This is a genomic window from Lelliottia sp. RD5, from assembly GCF_056032945.1.
Window position 1 is genome coordinate 128,888 of record NZ_JBVYHQ010000004.1, and the last position, 24,616, is coordinate 153,503.

Annotated in this window: 22 protein-coding genes; 10 read left to right on the plus strand and 12 right to left on the minus strand. The window is 51.6% G+C overall.

Annotated elements, in window-relative coordinates; translation table 11 throughout:
- Positions 1–74: 74 nt before the first annotated feature.
- Together yajL and panE are read right to left on the minus strand one after the other, a co-directional pair.
- Entirely contained in the window at positions 75–668 is a 594-nt protein-coding gene (gene yajL / locus AC0LWE_RS14750; protein ID WP_219346956.1) for a protein deglycase YajL, read from the minus strand.
- On the minus strand, positions 631–1,542 hold the full coding sequence (gene panE / locus AC0LWE_RS14755) for a 2-dehydropantoate 2-reductase (RefSeq protein ID WP_219346955.1): 912 nt from the start codon (positions 1,540–1,542) through the stop codon (positions 631–633). The genes yajL and panE overlap by 38 nt, the downstream gene beginning before the upstream one ends.
- Before the next feature lie 192 nt (positions 1,543–1,734).
- On the opposite strand from panE, the gene AC0LWE_RS14760 reads away from it, so the two are divergent.
- Positions 1,735–2,226 carry a YajQ family cyclic di-GMP-binding protein gene (locus tag AC0LWE_RS14760; protein ID WP_012016298.1) on the plus strand — a complete coding sequence of 164 codons (492 nt, stop codon included), beginning with the start codon at positions 1,735–1,737 and terminating at the stop codon, positions 2,224–2,226.
- Between the two features lie 31 nt (positions 2,227–2,257).
- Here the strand turns inward: AC0LWE_RS14760 and AC0LWE_RS14765 are convergent, their stop codons facing one another.
- The 8 genes from AC0LWE_RS14765 to AC0LWE_RS14800 form a co-directional block, all read right to left on the minus strand.
- Positions 2,258–3,619 carry an MFS transporter gene (locus tag AC0LWE_RS14765; protein ID WP_204772273.1) on the minus strand — a complete coding sequence of 454 codons (1,362 nt, stop codon included), beginning with the start codon at positions 3,617–3,619 and terminating at the stop codon, positions 2,258–2,260.
- A gap of 341 nt (positions 3,620–3,960) precedes the next feature.
- Positions 3,961–4,848, minus strand: coding sequence for a heme o synthase (gene cyoE, locus AC0LWE_RS14770; RefSeq protein ID WP_059177890.1), 888 nt, complete (start codon positions 4,846–4,848; stop codon positions 3,961–3,963).
- 11 nt (positions 4,849–4,859) lie between these two features.
- Complete coding sequence (locus AC0LWE_RS14775; protein WP_059177891.1) at positions 4,860–5,186, minus strand: cytochrome o ubiquinol oxidase subunit IV; 327 nt, start codon at positions 5,184–5,186, stop codon at positions 4,860–4,862.
- On the minus strand, positions 5,186–5,800 hold the full coding sequence (locus tag AC0LWE_RS14780) for a cytochrome o ubiquinol oxidase subunit III (RefSeq protein ID WP_219346954.1): 615 nt from the start codon (positions 5,798–5,800) through the stop codon (positions 5,186–5,188). Before AC0LWE_RS14780 ends, AC0LWE_RS14775 begins: the two co-directional genes overlap by 1 nt.
- The gene (gene cyoB, locus AC0LWE_RS14785) at positions 5,790–7,781 is read right to left on the minus strand and encodes a cytochrome o ubiquinol oxidase subunit I (RefSeq protein WP_012016303.1); all 1,992 of its coding nucleotides are present in this window, start codon (positions 7,779–7,781) and stop codon (positions 5,790–5,792) included. The genes AC0LWE_RS14780 and cyoB overlap by 11 nt, the downstream gene beginning before the upstream one ends.
- 16 nt (positions 7,782–7,797) lie before the next feature.
- Positions 7,798–8,745, minus strand: a complete 948-nt coding sequence (cyoA, locus tag AC0LWE_RS14790) for a cytochrome o ubiquinol oxidase subunit II (RefSeq protein WP_012016304.1) — start codon at positions 8,743–8,745, stop codon at positions 7,798–7,800.
- A 479-nt stretch (positions 8,746–9,224) separates the two neighbouring features.
- Positions 9,225–10,700, minus strand: coding sequence for a muropeptide MFS transporter AmpG (gene ampG / locus AC0LWE_RS14795; protein ID WP_474265745.1), 1,476 nt, complete (start codon positions 10,698–10,700; stop codon positions 9,225–9,227).
- A gap of 46 nt (positions 10,701–10,746) precedes the next feature.
- Positions 10,747–11,325 carry a lipoprotein gene (locus AC0LWE_RS14800; RefSeq protein WP_059177894.1) on the minus strand — a complete coding sequence of 193 codons (579 nt, stop codon included), beginning with the start codon at positions 11,323–11,325 and terminating at the stop codon, positions 10,747–10,749.
- 306 nt (positions 11,326–11,631) lie between these two features.
- Between AC0LWE_RS14800 and bolA the strand changes: the two genes are divergently transcribed.
- From bolA to AC0LWE_RS14845, 9 genes are all read left to right on the plus strand, one after another.
- Entirely contained in the window at positions 11,632–11,949 is a 318-nt protein-coding gene (bolA, locus tag AC0LWE_RS14805) for a transcriptional regulator BolA (RefSeq protein WP_012016307.1), read from the plus strand.
- 332 nt (positions 11,950–12,281) lie between these two features.
- On the plus strand, positions 12,282–13,580 hold the full coding sequence (gene tig, locus AC0LWE_RS14810) for a trigger factor (RefSeq protein WP_012016308.1): 1,299 nt from the start codon (positions 12,282–12,284) through the stop codon (positions 13,578–13,580).
- A gap of 259 nt (positions 13,581–13,839) precedes the next feature.
- On the plus strand, positions 13,840–14,463 hold the full coding sequence (gene clpP, locus AC0LWE_RS14815; protein ID WP_059177895.1) for an ATP-dependent Clp endopeptidase proteolytic subunit ClpP: 624 nt from the start codon (positions 13,840–13,842) through the stop codon (positions 14,461–14,463).
- A gap of 127 nt (positions 14,464–14,590) precedes the next feature.
- Positions 14,591–15,865, plus strand: a complete 1,275-nt coding sequence (gene clpX / locus AC0LWE_RS14820) for an ATP-dependent protease ATP-binding subunit ClpX (RefSeq protein ID WP_012016310.1) — start codon at positions 14,591–14,593, stop codon at positions 15,863–15,865.
- Between the two features lie 183 nt (positions 15,866–16,048).
- Positions 16,049–18,403: an endopeptidase La gene (gene lon / locus AC0LWE_RS14825; RefSeq protein WP_059177897.1), complete on the plus strand. Its 2,355-nt coding sequence runs from the start codon at positions 16,049–16,051 to the stop codon at positions 18,401–18,403.
- A 210-nt stretch (positions 18,404–18,613) separates the two neighbouring features.
- Positions 18,614–18,886 carry a nucleoid-associated protein HU-beta gene (hupB, locus tag AC0LWE_RS14830; protein ID WP_012016312.1) on the plus strand — a complete coding sequence of 91 codons (273 nt, stop codon included), beginning with the start codon at positions 18,614–18,616 and terminating at the stop codon, positions 18,884–18,886.
- Positions 18,887–19,097: 211 nt separating this feature from the next.
- The gene (gene ppiD, locus AC0LWE_RS14835; RefSeq protein WP_202667286.1) at positions 19,098–20,972 is read left to right on the plus strand and encodes a peptidylprolyl isomerase; all 1,875 of its coding nucleotides are present in this window, start codon (positions 19,098–19,100) and stop codon (positions 20,970–20,972) included.
- Between the two features lie 148 nt (positions 20,973–21,120).
- Positions 21,121–21,510 (plus strand): helix-hairpin-helix domain-containing protein, encoded by a 390-nt coding sequence (locus AC0LWE_RS14840; protein ID WP_202667285.1) that lies wholly within the window; start codon positions 21,121–21,123, stop codon positions 21,508–21,510.
- A gap of 100 nt (positions 21,511–21,610) precedes the next feature.
- Positions 21,611–22,009, plus strand: a complete 399-nt coding sequence (locus tag AC0LWE_RS14845) for a YbgC/FadM family acyl-CoA thioesterase (RefSeq protein ID WP_202667284.1) — start codon at positions 21,611–21,613, stop codon at positions 22,007–22,009.
- Between the two features lie 87 nt (positions 22,010–22,096).
- On the opposite strand, the gene queC is transcribed toward AC0LWE_RS14845, so the two are convergent.
- Together queC and AC0LWE_RS14855 are read right to left on the minus strand one after the other, a co-directional pair.
- Positions 22,097–22,792: a 7-cyano-7-deazaguanine synthase QueC gene (gene queC / locus AC0LWE_RS14850; protein ID WP_219346953.1), complete on the minus strand. Its 696-nt coding sequence runs from the start codon at positions 22,790–22,792 to the stop codon at positions 22,097–22,099.
- Positions 22,793–22,858: 66 nt separating this feature from the next.
- Complete coding sequence (locus tag AC0LWE_RS14855) at positions 22,859–24,559, minus strand: SgrR family transcriptional regulator (protein WP_474265750.1); 1,701 nt, start codon at positions 24,557–24,559, stop codon at positions 22,859–22,861.
- Between the last annotated feature and the right edge of the window lie 57 nt (positions 24,560–24,616).

Below are 24,616 nucleotides of genomic sequence, written 5' to 3' on the forward strand. Positions count from 1 at the left end.
CGGCTGTATTCCTCGCAGATCAAAAACGGCAACCTCAGGGTTGCCGTTTTGTTTTTCTGACTGGCGAGAATTCATCACGCGCCGTAGTAATTATAAATTCCCGCAGCGATCACCAGGGATGATGCCACCTCGTGCGCTTTTTCACGCCCCATCACTAAATCGATAATCTTAAGCGCAAAATCTATCGACGTGCCGGGACCCTGGCTGGTCAGCAGATTAACGCGTGGATCCCATACCACGCGTTTATCCACCCATTGTTCTTCCGGGATTTGGTCTTTGAGCGTCGGGAAACCGGTCATATTTCCGACTGGAAAGAGTTGATGCGGCACTAGGACGGTTGCGGCAGTGGCGCATATAGCGGCCACAATTCGGCCCGACAGGTGAAATTGTCTGACCGTTTCAACCAGCAGCGGGCTGTCACGGAAACACTCCGCGCCTTTCACTCCGCCTGGCAGCACAATCACGTCGTAGTCACCGTCTGCCACTTCGACCAGCGGGGCATCCGCCAAAATCTTTACGCCGCGCGAGCAGGTGATGGTCAGATTGCCATCGCTGGCGACGCTTGCCGTTGTGACGGCAATGCCGGCGCGAACCAGCAAATCAATGGTGGTGACTGCTTCTGTTTCTTCGCTACCATGGGCGAGGCAAATCAGTGCCGACGCGCTCATACTCACTCTCCTTACGTTTAACCATGTCATACAGGCGGATATTTTCCGGCACGCTGATGCCGTGTGCGCGGGCACGTTTTAGCAGATAGCCAGTGATGTAGTCGATTTCTGTGTGCCGCAATGCGCGAACGTCCTGCAGCATTGACGAGATGTTCTTAGCGGTACTGTCGATGACCTGCTCGACGTAATAGCGAACGTCTTCCGCGGAAGTATGGATGCCTTCGCGCTCCATCACGGCGGCGACCTCAGCGCAAAGAGCGGCAACCTCCTCAGGATGATTTTTAAGCTCACCGTTTGGACAATTCCACAGCGCAGTGAGTGGATTAATCACGCAACTGACCGCCAGCTTGCGCCACAGTTGCGGACGGATGGTATTGTACCAGGCCACATCCGGAAGCACATTCTGCAGAACGTCAGCCAGATAGCTGTAATCGCCATTCTGCTCGCGAGCCGGTCCCATATGCGTAACGCCGCTGGCGACGTGAACAATGATGTTGCCGTCGCGCCGTGCCGCGTGGGTGGTAATGGCCATCAGCAGGGGCTGAGGAATGCTTTTAAGCTCGTCAATCGTGCCCATGCCGTTATGCAAGAGCAAAATGGGCGTGGTGTGAGGAAGCGTTGCACTGAGCGCTTTTACCGCGTCCGACACCTGCCACGCTTTTAACGTCACCAGCAGAAGATCGCTTTGTGCCAGAAAATCGGGATCGTTAGCGATGAGAGACTCGTTGAAAATGCTCCCGTCTTCACCAATCAGATTTACACTGCAATACGGTTGTGCCACACGTAGCCAGCCTTGTACCTCATGTCCATGCTTGCACAGCGCGGTCAGCCAAAGTTGTCCCAGGGCACCGCATCCGAGCACAGTAATTTTCATTGTTCCTCCTCACCTGCAACTGCGCCAGGTGTTACAGCCTAAGTATAGCGTTGTCAGCTAAGCTTCTATTGAGTCAACCCGTTCATACTTCTCGTTGCATGGCCGCCGGCCTGCCTGTAACGCGAATTATTTGGGGTAAATGTCTCGTTGCGGGTATTATGCAACGCAACAAAAGTGAAGGGAGAAGAAAAGATGCCATCTTTCGATATTGTTTCAGAAGTTGATATCCAGGAAGTGCGTAACGCGGTGGATAACGCAAGCCGCGAACTTGAGACGCGTTTTGATTTTCGCGGTGTTGAAGCGACTTTTGAGCTGAACGACGCAAATAAGACCATTAAGGTGCTGAGTGAATCTGATTTCCAGGTGAATCAGTTACTCGACATTCTGCGCGCAAAACTGCTAAAGCGCGGCATTGAGGGCGCGTCTCTCGATGTGCCTGAAGAGTTTGTGCACAGCGGCAAAACCTGGTTCGTTGAAGCGAAACTGAAGCAGGGTATTGAGAGCGCGATGCAGAAGAAAATCGTTAAGCTCATCAAAGACAGTAAGCTGAAGGTGCAGTCGCAAATTCAGGGTGAAGAGATTCGTGTGACCGGTAAATCCCGTGACGACCTGCAGGGCGCGATGGCGCTGGTGCGTGGCGGCGATTTAGGGCAACCGTTCCAGTTCAAAAACTTCCGCGATTAAAATGAAAATGCCCGGCGAACCGGGCATTTTTTTAGGCTTTTATCGCCTGCTCCACTTCAAAGCGGTTTGTCACTTTGCTATCGATTTTGACATACGCGCTGCGCTCTTCCGGGACAAGCAGTACCTCGCTGATACCCTCTTTTGTCTCCAGCCGCTGTTTCAGCGCGTCGCTAATATCGACGCCTTCCGGGATCTCGATTCGCAAGCTGCTGACATAGCGTGGTTCTTTCATGGTGCTGGCAACCAGCAGCCAAACCATCGCCAACAGCGCACCGGCAAGAAATACCGTCTGCGAATCAAAGAAGCCATCTACCCAACCGCCCAGCGAACCGCCAATGGCCACGCCGAGAAACTGGCTGGTGGAGTAAATTCCCATCGCCGTACCTTTGTAGCCCGCCGGGGACTCTTTACTGATAAGCGAGGGTAACAGGGCTTCCATGAGATTAAAGGCGAGGAAGAAAAGCTGTACGCCGATGACCAGTTCCCAGAAGTGCGGACCGGAGCCCCATAGTACGATTTCGGCAATCAGCAGCAGCGCAACACACGTCAGGAATACGCGCTTCATGCGGCGTTTCACTTCTGCGTAGATAATGAAGGGCACAACGGAGACGAAGGAGATGAGCATCGTCACCAGATACACTTTCCAGTGTTCAGCGGCGGGGAATCCTGCCGCGGCCAACTGACCGGGAAGGGCCACGAACGTGGACATCAGCAGAATGTGCAGACACATAATGCCAAAGTTGAGCTTGAGCAGACGCGGCTCAACAAGGACTTTACTAAAGCAGCCTTTCACCATGCCTGATTCGCGGTTCAGCACATGGTTTTTGCTGTCCGGAACCACCCAAATCGTGAGCGCAATACCGAGAGTGGCTAAAACGGCAATCATCCAGAACAGCGCATTTAGCCCCAGTTTATGGGTAATGACAGGGCCAAGCACCATGGCGATGGCAAAGGTCACGCCAAAGCTGACGCCGATAAAGGCCATCGCTTTGGTGCGGTTCTGCTCACGCGTTAAATCGGAAAGTAGCGCCATGACGGCGGCAGCAATGGCCCCAGAGCCTTGTAGCGCTCGCCCAAGAATGATGCCCCAAATGGAGTGCGACAGCGCGGCAATGATGCTGCCGATAACAAAGATAATCAGCCCGCCTACGATCAGCGGCTTACGGCCCACGCGATCGGAAAGCAGCCCGAAAGGAATTTGGAAAATAGCCTGCGCGAGACCGTAAATGCCGATCGCCAGACCAATCAATGCTTCGCTGGCCCCCTGAAGCGCCATTCCGTAAGTGGTCAGAACCGGCAGGACCATAAACATGCCAAGCATACGCAGCGAGAAAACAGTCCCTAAACCCCAGGTCGCGCGCAATTCGCCTGGCGTCATTTTATAATCGTTCATTACCACCTCAGTTCAAAAGCAGGCACTAGTGTAGTGTGGGGAAGGGGCGGGGACAACAAAGGGTTATTTAACAAATATTACCCCCGTCATACTTCAAGCTGCAGGTGCGGTGGGTTCGCTCATTCTCCCCAGTCCTGACTTATGTAAGCTCTAGGGAATTCACTCTCTTACTACGTTACTCGGCCTATGGCTCGCCCCGTCGGGGCCAGTGCAGCACTATTCAAAACGCTAAAAGCGTTTTGTCCTGCAACTCAAATTATTTAGGGAATGCATGCGTGATGAATTGATTTATTGAATGAAAAAGGGTGCCGAAGCACCCTTTTGTTGACCAGACCGATCTCTTACCAGACGTAAGTCAGCAAGCTATGTGAATCCGGCACCATAAAGTCTACGGACATCATCACGGATAACGAAGTGATAGCGACAATCGAGAACACAAACAGTTTGCGAGCCCAAACTTTGTCATCTTCTACTTTGTAACCGCGCAGCGCCATACCAAGCCACCAGACGCTCACCGCAGCCGCCACGACCAGATATTTGTATCCAGCGTAACCGCCCAGAGAGAGCATCAGCGTCGCCACGGCGAAAGCGATGATGTACAGCGTAATGTGATTCTTGGCAACGGAAATGCCTTTCACGACCGGCAGTACCGGGATGTTCGCCGCCTGATAATCCTTAAAGCGGAAAATCGCTATGGCGTAAGAGTGCGGCATCTGCCACAGGCTAAAGATAGCCAGCAGGATAAGCGCACCACTGTCGAACTCATTCGTGACAGCACAGTAGCCAATCACCGGCGGCGCAGCGCCGGAGAGAGAACCAATCAGCGTGCCATAGACGGAGTGACGTTTCATATACAGGCTGTAGACGCCCACATACACCACGAAACCCATCACCCCCAGCCAGCAGGCCAGAGGATTAGCGCCAAACCACAGCAGCATAAAGCCAGCAATACCCAGCAAGGTGGCGTACACCAGCGAGACGGTAGGAGACATCAGGCCTTTGACGAGCACCCGATTTTTGGTCCTTTCCATCTTCCTGTCGATATCCATGTCGATGTAGTTGTTAAATACACAACCGGACGCAACCACCAGTGATACCCCAACCAGCGTCGATGCAAAGAGGGTGTAATCGATGCTGCCCTTAGAGGCCAGCAGGAACCCTCCGATCACGGAGATGAGGTTACCAAAGATGATGCCTGGTTTTGTGACTTGCAGGTATTGCTTAAACATACTCGCCGCTCTTAGTGAACCATCATGTTGTAGTTGAGGTTCCACATAATCCAGATGGAACCGACTACCAGGATAGCGATGATAATCACGGTAAAGACAAAGGCCGTCATGTTCCAGCCTTCATCGGATTTGGTGTTCATGTGCAGGAAGCAAACCAGATGCACCAGAATCTGAATCACGGCGGTAACCAGGACTACGCCCAGAAGTACCGGCTTAGAAGCAGAACCGTTCATCACCATCCAGAACGGAATGACCGTCAGGATGATCGACAGGATAAAACCTGTCATGTAGGTTTTGACGCTACCGTGGGAAGCGCCATGATCGTTTGAATGACTCATTACATCGCCCCCATCAGATAAACAACCGAGAACACACAGATCCACACAACGTCCAGGAAGTGCCAGAACAAGCTCAGGCACATGATACGCGTGCGGTTAGTATTGGTCAGGCCACGACGATAAACCTGGAACATCAGCACCGCCATCCAGATCAAACCAGAGGTGACGTGCAGACCGTGAGTCCCTACCAATGCGAAGAACGCTGACAGGAAACCACTGCGATCCGGGCCAAAGCCTTCAACAATCAGGTGATGGAATTCATAGATTTCCATCCCGATAAATCCAGCACCAAACAGCCAGGTCAACGCCAGCCAGGAGATAACCTGGCTCTTGTTGTTTTTGTACATGGCGATAGCCGCCATGCCGTAGGTGATGGAGCTGAACAGCAGCAGACCTGTTTCAACCAGAACGAACGGCAGTTCAAAAATGTCTTTACCGGTCGGGCCGCCAGCCGTGCCGTTCACCAGAACGGCATAGGTCGCGAACAGACAGCAGAACAGAATGCAGTCGCTCATCAGGTAGATCCAGAAACCGAAGACTTTCATCGGTCCTGTATCGTGGTGCGCGTGTTCATGCGCATGGGCAGTTGAGTGCCCCAAAGTATCAGTTGCCATTTTTCAGCCCCGCTTTAGAAATCTCGTCGAAATGCTGGTTTTCCAGTTTTTCAACTTCACGGACTGGTACGTAGTAGTCCACGTCCTCGTCAAAGCTCTTCACAATCCAGCTGATGATCACGCCAGCGAAGCCAACGATCGCCAGCCACCAGATGTGCCAGATCATGGCGAAGCCAAATACCGTCGCGAACGCAGCAATAACAATGCCTGCACCGCTGTTTTTCGGCATGTGGATCTCTTCGTAATGCTCAGGTTGCTTGTACGCTTCGCCTTTTTCTTTCATTTCCCAGAATGCGTCACGCTCATGAATCTGCGGCACAATGGCAAAGTTATAGAACGGAGGCGGAGAAGACGTTGCCCACTCCAGCGTACGACCACCCCACGGGTCACCGGTCAGGTCACGGTTCTGCTCGCGGTCGCGAATAGAAACGTAGAACTGAATCAGCTGACACGCGATACCGCAAGCAATCAGCACCGCACCACAGGCTGCGATAACCAGCATTGGGTGGAATTGCGGATCGATCTGCTGGCTCAGGCGACGGGTCATGCCCATGAAGCCCAGCACATACAGCGGCATAAATGCGACGAAGAAGCCAATAATCCAGAGCCAGAATGCGCGTTTGCCCCAGGTTTCGTTCAGCGTGTAGCCAAACGCTTTAGGCCACCAGTACGTCACACCTGCAAAGCAGCCGAAGACGACGCCGCCGATGATCACGTTATGGAAGTGCGCAATCAGGAACAGACTGTTGTGCAGAACGAAGTCAGCACCTGGTACAGCCAGCAGTACGCCGGTCATCCCACCTACGGAGAAGGTGACGATGAAGCCAATCGTCCACAGCATTGCTGAGTGGAACACGATACGGCCCTGATACATGGTGAACAGCCAGTTGAAAATCTTCACCCCTGTTGGGATGGCGATAATCATCGTGGTGATACCGAAGAAGGCGTTAACGTTCGCGCCCGCACCCATCGTGAAGAAGTGGTGCAGCCAAACAATGAACGACAGAACGGTAATACACACGGTTGCCCACACCAGCGAGGTGTAACCAAACAGGCGCTTACGCGAGAAGGTCGCTGCGATTTCGGAGAACACACCGAAGACCGGCAGAACCAGGATGTACACTTCAGGGTGACCCCATGCCCAAATCAGGTTGATGTACATCATCATGTTGCCGCCCATATCATTGGTGAAGAAATGGGTGCCCAGATAGCGATCCAGGGTTAGCAACGCGACGGTGACAGTCAGAATTGGGAATGACGCGATAATCAGGATGTTGGCGCACAGAGATGCCCAGGTAAATACCGGCATCTTGAACATCGTCATGCCAGGGGCACGCATCTTGATAATGGTCACAAAGAAGTTAATACCGGTCAGGGTCGTACCGATACCGGAGAGCTGAATCGCCCATATCCAGTAATCGACGCCAACGCCTGGACTGTATTCAATTCCCGAAAGCGGCGGATAGGCCAGCCAACCCGTCTGCGCGAATTCACCGACGCCCAGAGACAAGTTAACCAGGATTACGCCGACAACCGTGAACCAGAAGCTCAGGTTGTTCAGGAACGGATACGCAACGTCACGTGCGCCAATCTGCAGCGGAACGACAACGTTCATCAGACCGATAACCAGCGGCATCGCCACGAAGAAGATCATAATCACGCCATGCGCGGTAAAGATCTGGTCGTAGTGGTGCGGTGGCAAGAAGCCCGCTTCACCCGCAGAGGCAAGCACCTGCTGGCTACGCATCATGATTGCATCGGCAAAGCCACGAATTAACATGACGATACCGACGATGCAGTACATGATGCCGAGTTTTTTGTGGTCAACCGAGGTCAGCCACTCATTCCACAGGTAGCTCCACTTACCAAAGTAAGTGATCAGGCCCAGTAAGGCCGCGCCGCCAATGATAATTGCAGCGATCGTAACCACGATAATAGGCTCATGGTACGGCACCGCATCCAGTGTCAATTTTCCGAACATTTTCTTCCTCGGCCCCTTAGTGAGAGGTTTCCGCGTGGCTCATGTCCATGCCTTCCATTCCTTCGTGCGAGCTGTGCTCACCTTCAGGTTGGGTCACGTTCATGCTCTTGCCGTGGTCCATAAATTTGCCAATAACGTCTTTGAACAAATCTGGTTTCACGTTAGAGAAGTACTCCACCTTGTTGTATTCGCTAGGTGTTGCCACTTTATCGAATGCCGCCATGTCAGACATGGTGTTGGTAGACTGCTTCGCTTTTTCAACCCACTGGTCGAAAGCGGCACGGTCCGGCGTAGCGATAGCTTTGAACTTCATACCTGAGAAGCCCGGGCCACTATAGCTGGCGGAGATACCATCGTAGGTGCCTGCTTCATTCGCGATCAGATGCAAATTAGTCTGCATGCCGGCCATCGCGTAAATCTGGCTGCCCAGACGCGGAATAAAGAAGGAGTTCATCACGGAGTTAGACGTCACTTTGAACTGAACCGGAGTGTTCGCCGGGAAGGCGATTTCATTCACGGTAGCAATACCCTGTTCCGGATAGATGAAGAACCATTTCCAGTCCATGGAGACCACTTCAATGGTAATCGGTTTTTCATCGTGAACCAGAGGTTTGCTCGGCTCAAGCGCGTGAGTGGTTTTCCAGGTCAGTACGGCCAGGAACAGGATGATCAGAATAGGAACCGTCCAGACCACAGCTTCCACTTTATTGGAGTGTGACCAGTTAGGGCTATACTTCGCATCTTTATTGCTTGCACGGTACTTCCAGGCAAAACCCACTGCCATCAAAATGGCGGGAATGACGACAATCATCATCAGGCCAAAAGCCGTCAGAATCAGTGAACGTTGTTCCAGTCCAATCTGTCCTTTGGGGTCAAGAAGCGCAGAATCACAGCCACTGAGTAATACAGTGCCTGCAAATAACGACAACCATCCCAAACTTTTATTGTATTTCCTAAGTGTCATTTAACGACCTCAATTCCACGGGGACCTTGGTGGCGTTTAAAGTGTGGGGGCATTTTACGGGAAGGTTACATTACTGTAAACATCATTAGCCCTGTGTCAGGAAGGTGTTACCGGGTTCTGCCGCACATGTCACATGTGTTGCAAATTATGTCTAATTTTAAGACAAAAGCCGCATGAGACGGGAGTTATAACGAATGGAGTCTCAAGGATACCCTAAAAGGGGCAATTGGTATAACCATTGCTGTAAATATACAATTAATTAACAATAAAGCATCAATTGGGAGACAATTAAAATACGAAAATTTAATCTTTCGAATGCTGAATCGGTTAATTAAAAAGGCGGACTCGTTCAGCCTTCCAGTAATTTCCGGAAACTATCCCGCACAAAACAACAAATATTTTTTTTGATCAGACGCCGTTATTTCACCGTTATAATTCCGATCCGTGATTACAACGGGAAATAACTGTCGGGGATATTTTTAGGTCATCTGCGTTTTACGTAGCGCCATAAAATCAAGGACACCGCCCGTGACGATACCTGACACGGCGAGCAGCGCGCCGATGTCCAGCAGTAGCGCTTCAAACGGCAGCTCAAGCATCGTTGCAGCATTAATGATAAGTACCACCAACCACAGTGCGAGCAACAGGCATCCCGCCATTAATAAACGCAGAGCGAATCGATAGGCAGAGTGATATTCCGTACGAGGCATAAAATGCGCTGTCTTCTGGGTATATTCCAGAGTCTGCCGACACACCAATAAAAGAAGTATCCCTGGCACAGCGGCAAAGACGGAGAAGAGATAGAACGTTGGCCAGCCATGCGTTTCAACAAACCAGCCCGCAATCGGCCCCACGTAAACGCGGCCCACGGCAGAAAGGGCAGAGAGGAGCGCAAACTGCGTGGCAGAAAAGGACTTATTGCACAGCGTCATGAGAAGCGCCACGAATGCTGCCGTCCCCATCCCGCCGCATAAGTTTTCGAAGAACACCGCGCTTGCCATACTGATCATGTGCTTATCAGTAATGGCAAGGAGCCAATAGCCCGCGTTGGAAATGCCCTGCAAAATGCCGAAGATCAGAAGCGCGCGGAACAGCGTTAGACGCTGCATCAGCACGCCGCCGTAAAGGGCGCCGATAATTGTAGCCAACAGCCCCAATGATTTATTGACCACACCCACTTCACCCGCATCAAATCCGACACCACGAATCAGGAATGTGGTGGTCAGGCTCATGGCAAAGGCGTCACCAAGCTTATAAAGGACGATCAGCAGTAAAATCAGCCAGGCATTGTTGCGGCCAAAGAAATCTTTTAATGGTTCTGCGACGGCTTGCTCTAACGATCGCGGAACAGGAATGACATCGCTGGGTTCTGGCGCAAATACGGTGGCGATAATGCAGGGTATTAGCAGCACGGCCATCATCCAGTACATGCCCTGCCAGCCGAGGTATCGGTCCGCCAGCCATAGCGCTAATCCGCCGGAGACCAGCATGCCCAGACGATAGCCCAGGACGCTGATCGCCGCACCTGCGCCGCGTTCTTCGGCCGGTAAGACGTCCGTTTTCCAGGCGTCAAAAACGATATCCTGCGACGCTGAACAGAAGGCAATCACGACCGCCAATGCCGCCATCCAGCGCAACTGTGTGGAAGGCTCCAGGAACCCCATCGCAGCGATGGCCAGCAGCAGCATGACCTGCGTCATGATTAACCAGCCGCGTCGGCGTCCGAGAAAAGGCGGGGTGTAGCGGTCCATCACTGGCGACCACAAGAACTTAAAGACGTAGGCCTGACCGACGAGAGAGAAAAAACCGATGGTTTTAAGATCGATATTCTCCACGGTCATCCACGCCTGAAGCGTGCCGGAAGTGAGGGCGAGTGGCAAACCAGAGGCAAAACCGAGGATCAGCAGAATGGCTGATTTAGGTTGCTGGAAAATGCGTAAGTAATTATTGGGCATGAGTAGACAGAACTGACCCGACGAATCGCCGGGTCAGTGGGCAGAATTAACGCGCGTTCTGCTTGATGAAATCGTGAATGCTGGTGTCCTGTGCCATATCGGCGATGGTATCGGTCAGCACGCTGTTTACCGCGTCAGCAATATTCTTATTGGTGGCCTGGAAAGCCCCTTCAACAGAGTAGCTAGCACGATAGTTTTTATTCATTTTGTTGCCGTTCTTCGCGGTGGCGATGATGGCGATATCGGCCTTCGTGGCGATGTTGTAGCGCACATTGCCCTGAGAGACATCTGCGTACAGGTTGTTCACGATAATTTGCAGGTCAACGGCACCGCTTGGACCAACCATGTAACCGCGAGAAGTCATTTGCTTCTCAAGCACTTCCTGCAGCAGGAAGCGCAGGTCGCGAGAGGCTGTCAGCGTCACTTGCTGGTTGTCACGAGTCACTTTTGCCAGCGCTTGATCCTGACGCTGATCGGCACCGTTAATGCTTACGGTTATACCCATCAGGCTAGGGTCCTGCTGTGGCAGGGTAATTTTCGGGGAAACATCAATGGTCGTAGGAGGCGTTGCACAACCCGCCAACATAAAGAGTGCTACCAACGGAAAGAAGAGTTTTTTTAACATTTCAGGTTCTCAACGGATCGTAAGCATAGTAAAGAGGAAAATTGTCGCCATCATAACATCGCAATCGGCAAGGGGAAGTGGTCAACGCATGTAAATTCATCGTGTTGTCCGAAATATGACCACTCTATGTACTTTACATATGTCATTCGAGACAAAACGTATGAGCAACACAGTTAAGATCATCCGTTTGAATGAGAAAATCAGACGAAAGCTAAATATTTGTTGCCTTGATGTAATGGAAGCGGTAAAAGCGGCTAACATTTAAAGGGATGGGTGACATATCAGCGTTGTCGGAGGAGTAATTTCATGATGATACGTGAACAGATCGAAGAAAAACTAAGGACAGCGTTTAATCCCGTGTTTCTCGAAGTCGTCGACGAGAGCTACCGTCATAACGTACCGGCTGGTTCTGAGAGTCATTTCAAAGTGGTGCTTGTGAGCGATCGCTTCGCTGGCGAACGTTTTCTTAATCGTCACCGTATGATTTACGGGACATTGACGGAAGAGCTTTCCACTACCGTGCACGCGCTGGCGCTGCATACCTACACCATTAAGGAGTGGGAAGGGTTGCAGGATACCATTTTCGCCTCTCCGCCTTGTCGAGGCGCGGGAAGCATCGCTTAATAAATCCTGGTTGCAACAGCGGGAGTTTTTCCAGTATGTTGCATGCAGAATGATATCAAGACGGCCTGCGGGCCGTTTTGTTTTGTCTGCGTTTTGAGCGTGTGGGGCAGATTTTAGGCCAAAAATAGCCTTAAATTGTGAAAAAAGCCGCAGGAAGATACCCCAACCGTTCTCGACTCACCTATGTGATGCCGCTATAATGCCGCGTCTTAATGAATGTCTTCGGGATGATTCTGGCGACAGGGAATGTGAATCTGCTAATAGTGAGCATCCCGGGATTGCGAGACAAATTCAGAGTTGACCGAGCACCGTGATTTTTTTGAGGTAACAAGATGCAAGTTTCAGTTGAAACCACTCAAGGCCTTGGCCGCCGTGTAACGATTACTATCGCTGCTGACAGCATCGAAACTGCTGTGAAAAGCGAGCTGGTCAACGTAGCAAAAAAGGTACGTATTGACGGCTTCCGTAAAGGTAAAGTACCGATGAACGTTGTTGCTCAGCGTTATGGCGCGTCTGTTCGCCAGGACGTGCTGGGCGAGCTGATGAGCCGCAACTTCATTGATGCCATCATCAAAGAAAAAATCAATCCAGCTGGCGCACCTAACTACGTTCCAGGCGAATACAAGCAGGGCGAAGACTTCACCTACTCCGTAGAGTTCGAAGTGTACCCAGAAGTTGAGCTGAAAGGTCTGGAAACGATCGAAGTTGAAAAACCAGTTGTTGAAGTGACCGATGCTGATGTTGATGGCATGCTGGACACCCTGCGCAAGCAGCAGGCGAACTGGAAAGACAAAGACGGCGCCGTTGACGCTGAAGACCGTGTCACCATCGATTTCTCCGGTTCTGTAGACGGTGAAGAGTTCGAAGGCGGCAAAGCGTCTGACTTCGTACTGGCGATGGGTCAGGGTCGTATGATCCCAGGCTTCGAAGAAGGTATCAAAGGCCACAAAGCGGGCGAAGAGTTCACTATCGACGTGACTTTCCCTGAAGAATACCACGCTGAAAACCTGAAAGGTAAAGCAGCGAAGTTCGTTATCAACCTGAAGAAAGTTGAAGAGCGCGAACTGCCAGAACTGACTGAAGAGTTCATCAAACGTTTCGGCGTTGAAGATGGTTCCGTTGCCGGTCTGCGTGCTGAAGTGCGTAAAAACATGGAACGCGAACTGAACGGCGCTGTGCGTAACCGCGTGAAATCTCAGGCTATCGACGGCCTGGTTAAAGCGAACGAAATCGACGTTCCTGCTGCACTGATCGACAGCGAAATCGACGTTCTGCGTCGTCAGGCTGCTCAGCGTTTCGGTGGCAACCAGCAGCAAGCGCTGGAACTTCCACGCGAACTGTTTGAAGAGCAGGCTAAGCGCCGCGTTGTTGTTGGTCTGCTGTTGGGCGAAGTGATTCGTACCCACGAGCTGAAAGCTGACGATGAGCGCGTGAAAGGTCTGATCGAAGAAATGGCTTCTGCTTACGAAGATCCAAGCGAAGTTGTTCAGTTCTACGGCAGCAATAAAGAACTGATGGACAACATGCGCAACGTAGCGCTGGAAGAACAAGCTGTTGAAGCGGTTCTGGCTAAAGCTAAAGTTTCTGAAAAAGCGACTTCTTTCAACGAACTGATGAACCAGCAGGCGTAATTCTGCCCAAGCGGTTTAAAGTTTGAACAAAAACCCGTTGCCTTCCGGTGACGGGTTTTTTTATCGCTGTAATAGACCAGGAAGAGTGCTAAAACGCCCTTTCAGTGTTAGCGTAACAGCAAAATATTGTTATGCTTGAAATAGGGCGCTGCCGTCCCCATAAGTGTGTAATCACGATGAATGAGACTGGCTGATAATCCGTCCATAAGGTTACAATCAGTACAGCAGGTATTTTCCAATTTTTATCCAGGAGACGGAAATGTCATACAATGGCGAACGAGATAACATTGCACCCCATATGGCTTTGGTGCCAATGGTTATCGAACAGACATCTCGCGGTGAACGTTCTTTTGATATCTATTCCCGTCTGCTCAAGGAGCGCGTCATCTTTATGACTGGCCAGGTGGAAGACCACATGGCAAACCTGATCGTGGCGCAGATGCTGTTCCTGGAAGCGGAAAACCCGGAAAAAGACATTTACCTGTACATTAACTCACCAGGCGGCGTCATTACTGCTGGGATGTCAATTTATGACACCATGCAGTTTATCAAGCCTGATGTCAGCACCATTTGTATGGGGCAGGCGGCATCCATGGGGGCGTTCTTGCTGACGGCAGGCGCTAAAGGCAAGCGTTTCTGTCTGCCTAATTCCCGCGTGATGATTCACCAACCGCTGGGCGGATATCAGGGTCAGGCAACAGATATTGAAATTCATGCGCGTGAAATCCTGAAGGTAAAAGGGCGTATGAATGAACTTATGGCGCACCATACGGGTCAATCACTTGAGCAGATCGAGCGTGATACCGAGCGCGATCGCTTCCTCTCCGCATCAGAGGCAGTTGAGTACGGCTTAGTCGACTCCATTTTGACCCATCGTAATTGATGCCCACGGCGCGAGTGTGCCGCTATACTAAGGTAGGGCGGCACTTTGCTGAATAGCAACTTGCGTCCGAGAATGGCATTTGCGTCGTCATGTGCGGCACAAAGAACTTAAAAAGAGGTTTGGACTCATGACAGATAAACGCAAAGATGGTTCGGGCAAACTGCTGTATTGCTCTTTTTGCGGCAAAAGCCAGCATGAAGTGCGTAAATTGATTGCCGGACCGTCCGTGTATATCTGCGACGAATGTGTCGATTTATGTAACGACATCATCCGCGAAGAGATTAAAGAAGTAGCACCGCACCGTGAGCGCAGCGCATTGCCGACTCCGCACGAGATTCGTCATCATCTTGATGATTACGTCATCGGTCAGGAGCCGGCTAAGAAAGTGCTGGCTGTTGCGGTGTATAACCATTACAAACGTCTGCGCAATGGCGATACCAGCAATGGGGTTGAACTGGGCAAAAGTAACATTTTGCTGATCGGCCCAACCGGTTCTGGGAAAACCCTGCTGGCCGAAACGCTGGCACGCCTGCTCGACGTTCCATTTACTATGGCTGATGCTACCACGCTGACCGAAGCCGGTTACGTGGGTGAAGACGTTGAAAACATCATCCAGAAACTGCTTCAGAAGTGCGATTACGACGTGCAGAAAGCCCAGCGCGGTATCGTGTATATCGATGAGATCGACAAGATCTCCCGTAAATCCGATAACCCGTCAATCACCCGCGATGTTTCAGGTGAAGGCGTGCAGCAGGCCCTGCTGAAGCTAATCGAAGGCACGGTTGCCGCTGTTCCGCCACAAGGTGGTCGTAAGCATCCGCAGCAGGAATTCTTGCAGGTGGATACCTCTAAGATCCTCTTCATTTGCGGCGGTGCGTTTGCAGGCTTGGATAAAGTCATTTCCCATCGTGTAGAAACCGGCTCCGGCATTGGTTTTGGCGCGACGGTGAAAGCGAAGTCCGAAAAAGCGAACGAAGGTGAGCTGCTGTCTCAGGTTGAGCCAGAAGATTTGATCAAATTCGGTCTGATTCCTGAGTTCATTGGTCGTCTGCCTGTTGTGGCAACGCTGAACGAACTGAGTGAAGATGCGCTGATTCAGATCCTGAAAGAGCCGAAAAACGCCCTGACCAAGCAGTATCAGGCGCTGTTTAACCTCGAAGGTGTTGATCTGGAATTCCGTGACGAAGCGTTAATCGCCATCGCGAAGAAAGCGATGATCCGCAAAACCGGTGCGCGTGGTCTGCGCTCTATTGTTGAAGCGGCTCTGCTCGACACCATGTACGATCTACCGTCCATGGAAGATGTTGAGAAAGTGGTTATCGACGAGGCCGTTATCAGTGGGCAAACCAAGCCACTGCTGATTTATGGCAAACCGGAAGCGCAGCAGGCATCTGGCGAATAATTAACCAAATCATACAAGCAGTTACTCAAAAAGGGGGGATTTTATCTCCCCTTTTATTTTTCCGTATTCATAGCGTTGAATGTGTGGGAAACATCCCCATATACTGGTTACATGTTAATGGTTATGTAAAGCACAGTTGCAGAACCAGTTTCCCTGGCGGACACTAAACTAAGAGAGAGCTCTATGAATCCTGAGCGTTCTGAACGCATTGAAATCCCCGTATTGCCGTTGCGCGATGTGGTGGTTTATCCGCACATGGTCATACCCTTATTTGTAGGGCGGGAAAAATCCATCCGTTGCCTTGAAGCTGCCATGGATCATGATAAAAAAATCATGCTGGTTGCGCAGAAAGAAGCATCAACGGATGAGCCGGGTGTTAACGATCTTTTCACCGTCGGGACCGTGGCCTCTATTTTACAAATGCTTAAGCTGCCTGACGGCACCGTTAAGGTGCTGGTAGAAGGCCTGCAGCGTGCGCGTATCACCACGCTATCTGACGATGGCGAACATTTCTCCGCGAAAGCGGAGTACCTCGAGTCGCCTCAGCTTGATGAGCGTGAGCAGGAAGTGTTGGTGCGCACCGCGATTAGCCAGTTCGAAGGCTATATCAAGCTAAACAAAAAAATCCCACCAGAAGTGCTGACGTCACTGAATAGCATCGACGATCCTGCGCGTCTGGCGGACACTATCGCAGCACATATGCCGCTGAAACTGGCAGATAAACAGTCAGTGCTGGAGATGTCCGACGTGAATGAACGTCTGGAATATCTGATGGCGATGATGGAATCTGAAATCGATCTGCTTCAGGTCGAGAAACGCATCCGTAACCGCGTTAAAAAGCAGATGGAGAAATCCCAGCGCGAGTACTATCTGAACGAGCAAATGAAAGCCATTCAGAAAGAACTCGGTGAAATGGATGATGCCCCTGACGAAAACGAAGCGCTGAAGCGCCGGATTGACGCGGCAAAAATGCCGAAAGAGGCAAAAGAGAAAGCTGAAGCAGAATTGCAGAAGCTTAAAATGATGTCTCCGATGTCAGCCGAAGCGACCGTCGTGCGCGGCTATATCGAATGGATGGTTCAGGTTCCGTGGAATGCGCGTAGCAAGGTCAAAAAAGACCTGCGCCAGGCACAGGAAATCCTCGATACCGACCATTACGGTCTGGAACGCGTCAAAGATCGTATTCTTGAGTATCTCGCGGTTCAAAGCCGTGTGAATAAGCTCAAAGGCCCGATTCTTTGCCTGGTTGGGCCACCGGGGGTGGGTAAAACCTCCCTGGGGCAATCTATCGCGAAAGCGACCGGACGCAAATACATCCGTATGGCGCTGGGTGGCGTGCGTGACGAAGCTGAAATCCGCGGTCACCGTCGAACTTACATCGGTTCTATGCCGGGTAAACTGATCCAAAAAATGGCGAAAGTGGGCGTTAAAAACCCGCTGTTCCTGTTGGATGAGATCGACAAAATGTCTTCAGACATGCGTGGCGATCCGGCGTCGGCTCTGCTGGAAGTGTTAGATCCAGAGCAGAACGTGGCATTTAGTGACCATTATCTGGAAGTTGACTACGATCTGAGCGATGTCATGTTCGTTGCAACGTCCAACTCCATGAACATTCCAGCACCGCTGCTGGATCGAATGGAAGTGATCCGTCTTTCCGGTTACACCGAAGACGAAAAGCTGAATATTGCCAAACGCCATCTGTTGTCCAAGCAGATCGAGCGTAACGCCCTGAAAGAAAGTGAAATCACAGTCGACGACAGCGCGATTGTTAGCATCATTCGTTATTACACGCGTGAAGCCGGTGTGCGTAGCCTGGAACGTGAAATCTCTAAACTGTGTCGTAAGGCGGTTAAACAGCTGTTGCTGGATAAATCCCTGAAACACATCGAGATTAACGGCGACAATCTGCACGAATATCTGGGCGTACAGCGCTTCGATTACGGCCGTGCTGATAACGAAAACCGCGTGGGTCAGGTCACTGGTCTGGCATGGACGGAAGTGGGCGGCGATTTGCTGACCATCGAAACCGCCTGTGTACCAGGCAAAGGGAAACTGACTTATACCGGTTCTCTCGGTGAAGTGATGCAGGAATCCATTCAGGCAGCGCTGACTGTGGTGCGTGCACGTGCGGAAAAACTGGGTATTAATCCCGATTTTTACGAAAAGCGCGACATCCACGTTCACGTTCCGGAAGGGGCGACGCCAAAAGACGGCCCAAGTGCCGGTATCGCCATGTGTACAGCGCTGGTTTCTTGCCTGACAGGCAACCCTGTTCGCGCCGATGTGGCGATGACAGGTGAAATCACACTGCGTGGTTTGGTGCTGCCGATCGGTGGTTTAAAAGAAAAACTGCTGGCTGCGCATCGCGGTGGTATCAAAACCGTATTGATTCCATACGAGAACAAACGTGATCTGGAAGAGATTCCTGACAATGTTATTGCCGATCTGGATATCCATCCGGTGAAACGCATTGAAGAGGTTTTGACCCTCGCATTGCAGAATGAGCCTTCAGGAATGCAGGTTGTGACCGCAAAATAGTGACCTCGCGCAAAGAGCGTCAATAAAAACAGGGCTGGTAAGTGAATTCGCACTTGCCAGCCTTTTTTTGTATAGCTAATTTAGATTGCTGATTGGGTTAGCCATCAACAACGGGTGTTGTAAGGTCATGGCAGGCCTGATATAACTGCTGCGCGGTCGCGTCGTGAAGGATTCAGGCGCGATATAAATTATAAAGAGAGGAAGAGAACAGTGAATAAATCTCAACTGATTGACAAAATTGCTGCGGGTGCTGATATCTCTAAAGCTGCGGCTGGACGTGCGTTAGATGCATTAATTGCCTCTGTAACCGAAACTCTGCAGTCTGGGGATGACGTTGCGCTGGTAGGTTTTGGTACTTTTGCTGTTAAAGAGCGTGCTGCCCGTACTGGCCGCAACCCTCAGACCGGTAAAGAGATCACCATCGCTGCCGCCAAAGTACCGGGTTTCCGTGCAGGTAAAGCACTGAAAGACGCAGTAAACTGATCGAATTCTCGTTCAAGGGAAGTTGAAAAGTACAAGGGCGCATCATTTGATGTGCCTTTTTTGTTTGTCCAGTACGACTTTATACGAGTTTATGCGAGTTGTGGGCTGACAATTGCCCCGGTTTCTTGTCACAATAGGACTTTATGCGCTGCGGTCAGGATTTCCGCCAGCGTCAGGTCTCCAGTCACCTACAGCGGAGTGTGGTCACACCATGATGGACAGCTTACGCACGGCTGCTAACAGTCTCGTGCTCAAGATTATTTTCGGTATCATTATCCTGTCATTCATTTTGACCGGCGTGAGTGGATACCTGATTGGCGGTAGCAGCAACTACGCCGCGGAAGTGAATGGCCAGGAAATCAGCCGCGGGCAGTTTGAAAATGCCTTTGCCGGAGAACGCAATCGCATGCAGCAGCAGCTCGGCGACCAGTTTTCTGAGCTTGCAGCGAACGAAGGCTACATGAAAACCTTACGCCAGCAGACGGTGAATCGTCTTATCGACGAAGCGCTACTGGACCAATACGCTAAACATTTGGGTCTGGGCATCAGTGATGACCAGGTCAAAAAAGCCATTTTCTCGACTCAGGCTTTCCAGACAAACGGCAAATTCGACAACACCCGTTATAACGCTATCGTCAACCAGATGGGGATGACGGCGGATCAGTACGCGCAGGCTCTGCGTAATCAGCTGACTTCTCAGCAACTGATCAACGCGGTAGTGGGTACCGATTTCATGCTCAAAGGCGAAACTGACGAGCTGGCGGCGTTGGTGTCACAGCAGCGCGTAGTGCGTACAGCCACGATCGACGTGAATGCCCTGGCGGCAAAACAGCAGGCCAGCGACGAAGAAGTTAAAGCTTATTATGAGCAGAATAAAAACAACTTCACCGCACCTGAGCAGTTCCGCGTGAGCTATATCAAGCTGGACGCGGCGACTATGCCTGAAACCGCTTCCGACAGCGATATTCAGTCCTATTACGACCAGCATCAGGATCAGTTCACTCAGGCGCAGCGTAACCGTTACAGCGTGATTCAGACGAAAACGGAAGCCGACGCGAAGGCCGTCGTTGACGAACTCGCTAAAGGCGCAGATTTTGCGACCGTGGCGAAAGCGAAATCCACCGATATCATCTCTGCTAAAAATGGCGGTGATATGGGATGGCTGGAAGATGCGACGACGCCAGAAGAGCTGAAAAATGCAGGCCTGAAAGAAAAAGGTCAGCTGTCCGGAGTCATTAAATCCTCTGTTGGTTTCCTGGTTGTGCGTCTGGATGATATCCAACCTGCAAAAACCAAACCACTGGCTGAAGTTCGTGATGATATCGCGGCGAAAGTGAAGCAGGAAAAAGCGCTGGACGCTTACTATGCGCTGCAGCAGAAAGTGAGCGATGCTGCGAGCAACGACAACGAATCGCTGGCCGGTGCTGAGCAAGCCGCAGGCGTTAAAGCCGTTGTGACCGGTTGGTTTGGGCACGATAACCTGCCGGAAGAACTGAACTTTAAACCGGTAGCGGATGCCATCTTCAACGGTGGTCTGTTGGGTGACAACGGTGCGCCGGGCAACAACTCTGACATCATCACAGTCGATGGCGATCGTGCCTTCGTGCTTCGTGTTACCGAACATAAAGCAGAAGCCATTAAGCCGTTGGCAGAAGTCAAAGATCAGATTGCAGCTCTGGTGAAACACATTAAAGCTGAACAGCAGGCGAAACTCGATGCTGAAAAACTGCTGGCTGAGCTGAAAGCAGGTAAGGGTGACGCAGCGCTGAAAGCGGCGGGCCTGAGCTTTGGTGAAGCGAAAACCTTAAGCCGTACGGGTCAGGATCCGATCAGCCAGGCGGCGTTTGGTCTGAGTCTTCCAGCGAAAGATAAGCCAAGTTTTGGTACCGCATCCGACATGCAGGGCAACATCGTTGTGCTGGCACTGGATGAAGTGAAAGCAGGCACAATGCCGGATGAGCAGAAAAAGGCGATGGTTCAGGGTATCACTCAGAACAACGCTCAGATCGCTTTCGAAGCACTGATGAGTAACCTGCGTAAAGAAGCGAAAATCAAGCTGGGCGATATCATCACTCAGCAGCAGTAATTACGTCGCTGCTCGCAAATTTTCGTAACGTAATGCAAAACACAAAGGCCGCTTTCGCGGCCTTTTCCATTTCTGCAATCTGCCGTTTGTTCTTGTTTCGTCCGGGCGCTATCGTCACCTGGCTGTCAACAAACAAGGAGAAAACAGCATGAAACGTGGAATCAAAGTACTTTTTATTACTCTTGCAATCGCTACGGCGGGAATGAGCTTTAGCGCTTTGGCGGCGACACCAGTGGCGAAAACCCATGCCACTTCATCCGCAGCAGATTCAACGGCTACGTCGGCATCGGCATCTGAACAAACCAAGGCAAAAGCGACCGTCAAAGCCTCGGATGAAGAGGGCACGCAGGTGAGTATCAACTCTGCATCAGCAGAAGATTTGGCCCATGCCATGAACGGTGTAGGGTTGAAGAAAGCGCAGGCGATTGTTGCCTATCGCGATGAGTACGGCCCCTTTAAAACCCTCGACGATCTTAAGCAAGTACCAGGCATTGGCAGCTCATTGGTTGAGCGTAACCTCACACACTTGACGTTGTAATCATGTAATAGCTTGCAGAGCAGCAAAAATTTGCCAGGATAAAGAGGTCATACCAGTTGTGACCTTTTTATCCTATAACAACAGTAAAGGCTATTGTGCTATGCAGACCCAAATTAAAGTTCGCGGTTATCATCTTGATGTTTACCAGCATGTGAATAATGCACGCTATCTTGAGTTCCTGGAGGAAGCGCGCTGGGACGGGCTGGAAAATAGCGAAAGTTTCCAGTGGCTCACGGCGCATAACATTGCTTTTGTGGTCGCTAACATCAATATCAACTATCGCCGTCCAGCCGTGTTGGGCGACAGGCTCACGGTGACGAGCCAGGTGCAGCAGCTAAACGGTAAAAGCGGGGTGCTAAGTCAGGTAGTGACGCTTGATCCCGAAGGGCAGGTTGTGGCAGATGCGCTGATCACTTTCGTCTGTATCGATCTCAAAACGCAGAAAGCGCTGCCGCTGGAAGGCGAGTTACGAGAAAAGCTCGAGTTGATGATCGTATAACGCCCCTGGAAAAGGGAAGGGACTGGAAAGATTTTCGTGACCGTGCTGGCGCGGCGAATCGTTCGACAGCACGGTAGTCAAAGGCCGTTATTTCAGCCCTGTTTTGGCTTTCATTGCCGACATCACAGCGGGCTTATTGGTCAGATAATGATTCAGCCCGTGGGAGCGCAGGTTGCAGGCGGCGCACTGTCCGCATCCGTCGCCTTTAATGCCGTTATAACAGGTCAGCGTTTCAGTACGGACCAGTTCCAGCTTTTCCCAGTAATCCGCCAGCGCCCAGGTCTCCGCTTTATCGAGCCACATGAGCGGTGTTTCGAAGCGAATCTCTTTTGCCATACCCAAATCGACGGCGTGGTTGAGCGCTTTAACAAACTCGTCACGGCAATCTGGATAGCCGGAGAAATCTGTTTCGCAGACGCCCGTAATGATCGCTTCGGCTTTCACCTGATAAGCATAAATCGCTGTTAGCGTGAGGAACAGAATATTGCGGCCAGGGACGAAAGTATTCGGAATGCCGTCGGCATCGGGTTCATAGTCGGGCACGGGAATACTGTCGCGCGTGAGGCTACTAACGGCCAGTTCGTTTAACAGCGTAACGTCCAGGACTTTATGCGCACGTGCACCAAGCTTTAGCGCCAGTTCCTGAGCCACGTCGATTTCTGCACGATGACGCTGTCCATAGTCAAACGTGACGCAATGCACTTCATCATATTGATGCAAAGCCTGAATCAGGCAGGTGGTGGAGTCTTGTCCTCCGCTGAACACGACGACGGCACGTTTCATAAATAATCTCATCAGGAACGGTAAAGGCATCATGGTAACGTCTGACGATCGTGCCGACCAGCTTCTTCACGTATTTGGCGCTGGAACCCATGCCTGCGTGAAATCAAACCAGCCACGGGTATTGAGACGGATACCGTTAACCCCCGGCGGGGCGCTGATTTGGTATTGATAGTTAAACAGTGGCGTCAGTACGGCGTTTTCCATCAGATGCGTGAAGATTGATTTCAGCCCCGCGTGGCGTGCTTGCTCATCAGTTTGAATCTGTACCGCGTCCAGCGTTGCCTGCAGATGGGCATAGTGCGGCGCGCTTAACAGATGCGGCCACAGCGTATCGCAGCGGAGCCATTGCTCCAGCGTATAGCCCGGCGCTTCGCCTATGAGCCTGTCGCCCATCATCAGATCGGCGTCGGCAAGCCCGCTGCATCCGTCCCAGGTTTTGGCGTCATGAAAAACGACCGTCAGATTGCAGCCCAGTTTAGCCAGATAACGTTTGAGCTGCTCTGCCATGGTATGCAGTTCAACGGGCAAATGGTAAACGAGGGTCAGTGATTTGGGCAGCGCGACACCATTTTGCGTTGACCAGTCTGGGATGGTCCAGCCCGGCAGCAACTCCTGCGCAGGAGTGATCAGGTTTTCATCCAGCGGGAGCGTATGTAAAAGCGTGGTGTGATGGATGATAGTGATGAGCCGCTGCGCCTGTGTTTGGCTAAGGCGCGGGCTTTGTTTCAGCGTGAGATAACAGAATCCCAGGCTGGTGCTACTGCTGACCAGACTCAGATTGGCCAGTTCATCCGGCTCACCAATCGCGATTTGCACGGGATGGCGACAGCTGGTGCCTAAATCCTGCTCAAAAAGTTGCGGGGTGATCCAGTATTCAATGGCCTTCAACAAAGGATGGCTGAGGTGGTACTGCTCATGGCTCTCCAGGCGGACGAGATCAGGCTCATATGCCGTCAAACGGAAGGGGCCGCTTCCCGTCAACGGGCGATCAGGATGGGCCAGGCGGCTGCAATAACTAGCCAGGCGATGCGCGAGCCAGTAATCCGGCTGATGTAAAACAAACGTCAGGCATTGTGGATGCGTCACATCGATGCGCAATACGCTGTTGAACAATCGGCGTAGCGCAGGCAGAGCGAGCAATTTTATCAGGCTGCGCTGAAGCTGTGCCGTTTCGACCTTGTCGCCGTTATGCCAGTGCAGCGTCGAGCGAATATAAAAATGCCAGCGTAGCCCATCGGCTGACACCTCCCAGTGATGCGCCAAATCCCCTGTGGGTTCGCTACTGTTACCGTTGAACCGTGTAAGCCCCGAGAAGACTTGCCCCACAAGATGCTGCTCTGCCCGACCCGGTAAAAAACCCGCGTGCAGCGGATCAAGCGCACGATAGTAAGGAATACGCAGCGTTGGCGTATCGTTTTGCCAATGCCCCCCCAGAAACGGATGCAGCAGCGTGCGGAGTTCCTGCGGCGCAATTTGCGCCAGTTCCAGCGCATTATGCTGATGCCCGCTTTTTAGCGCCTCTTCCATCATGTTACTGCGCAGCGAGTCTGGCGAAACGTGGAAGGTCAATTCACCTCGCTTGCCGCGCCCTGATTGTGCCCGCCAGCTCAGCCATCCGGCATCCTGAGCCTGTCGCAACAGCGTGCGTACATGCCGTTCGCTGCAAAAGCAGCGGCTGGCAAGTTCGGTCACCGTAATGTGTTGGGGGGCACCCGCAGACGGTTGCCACAGTCGTTGATATTGGTTGAGACGATTTAGCTGGCGCATATTAAACCCGGAACAATTATTGTCATCTATTCACTATTACTTCCGTATATCTCAGGC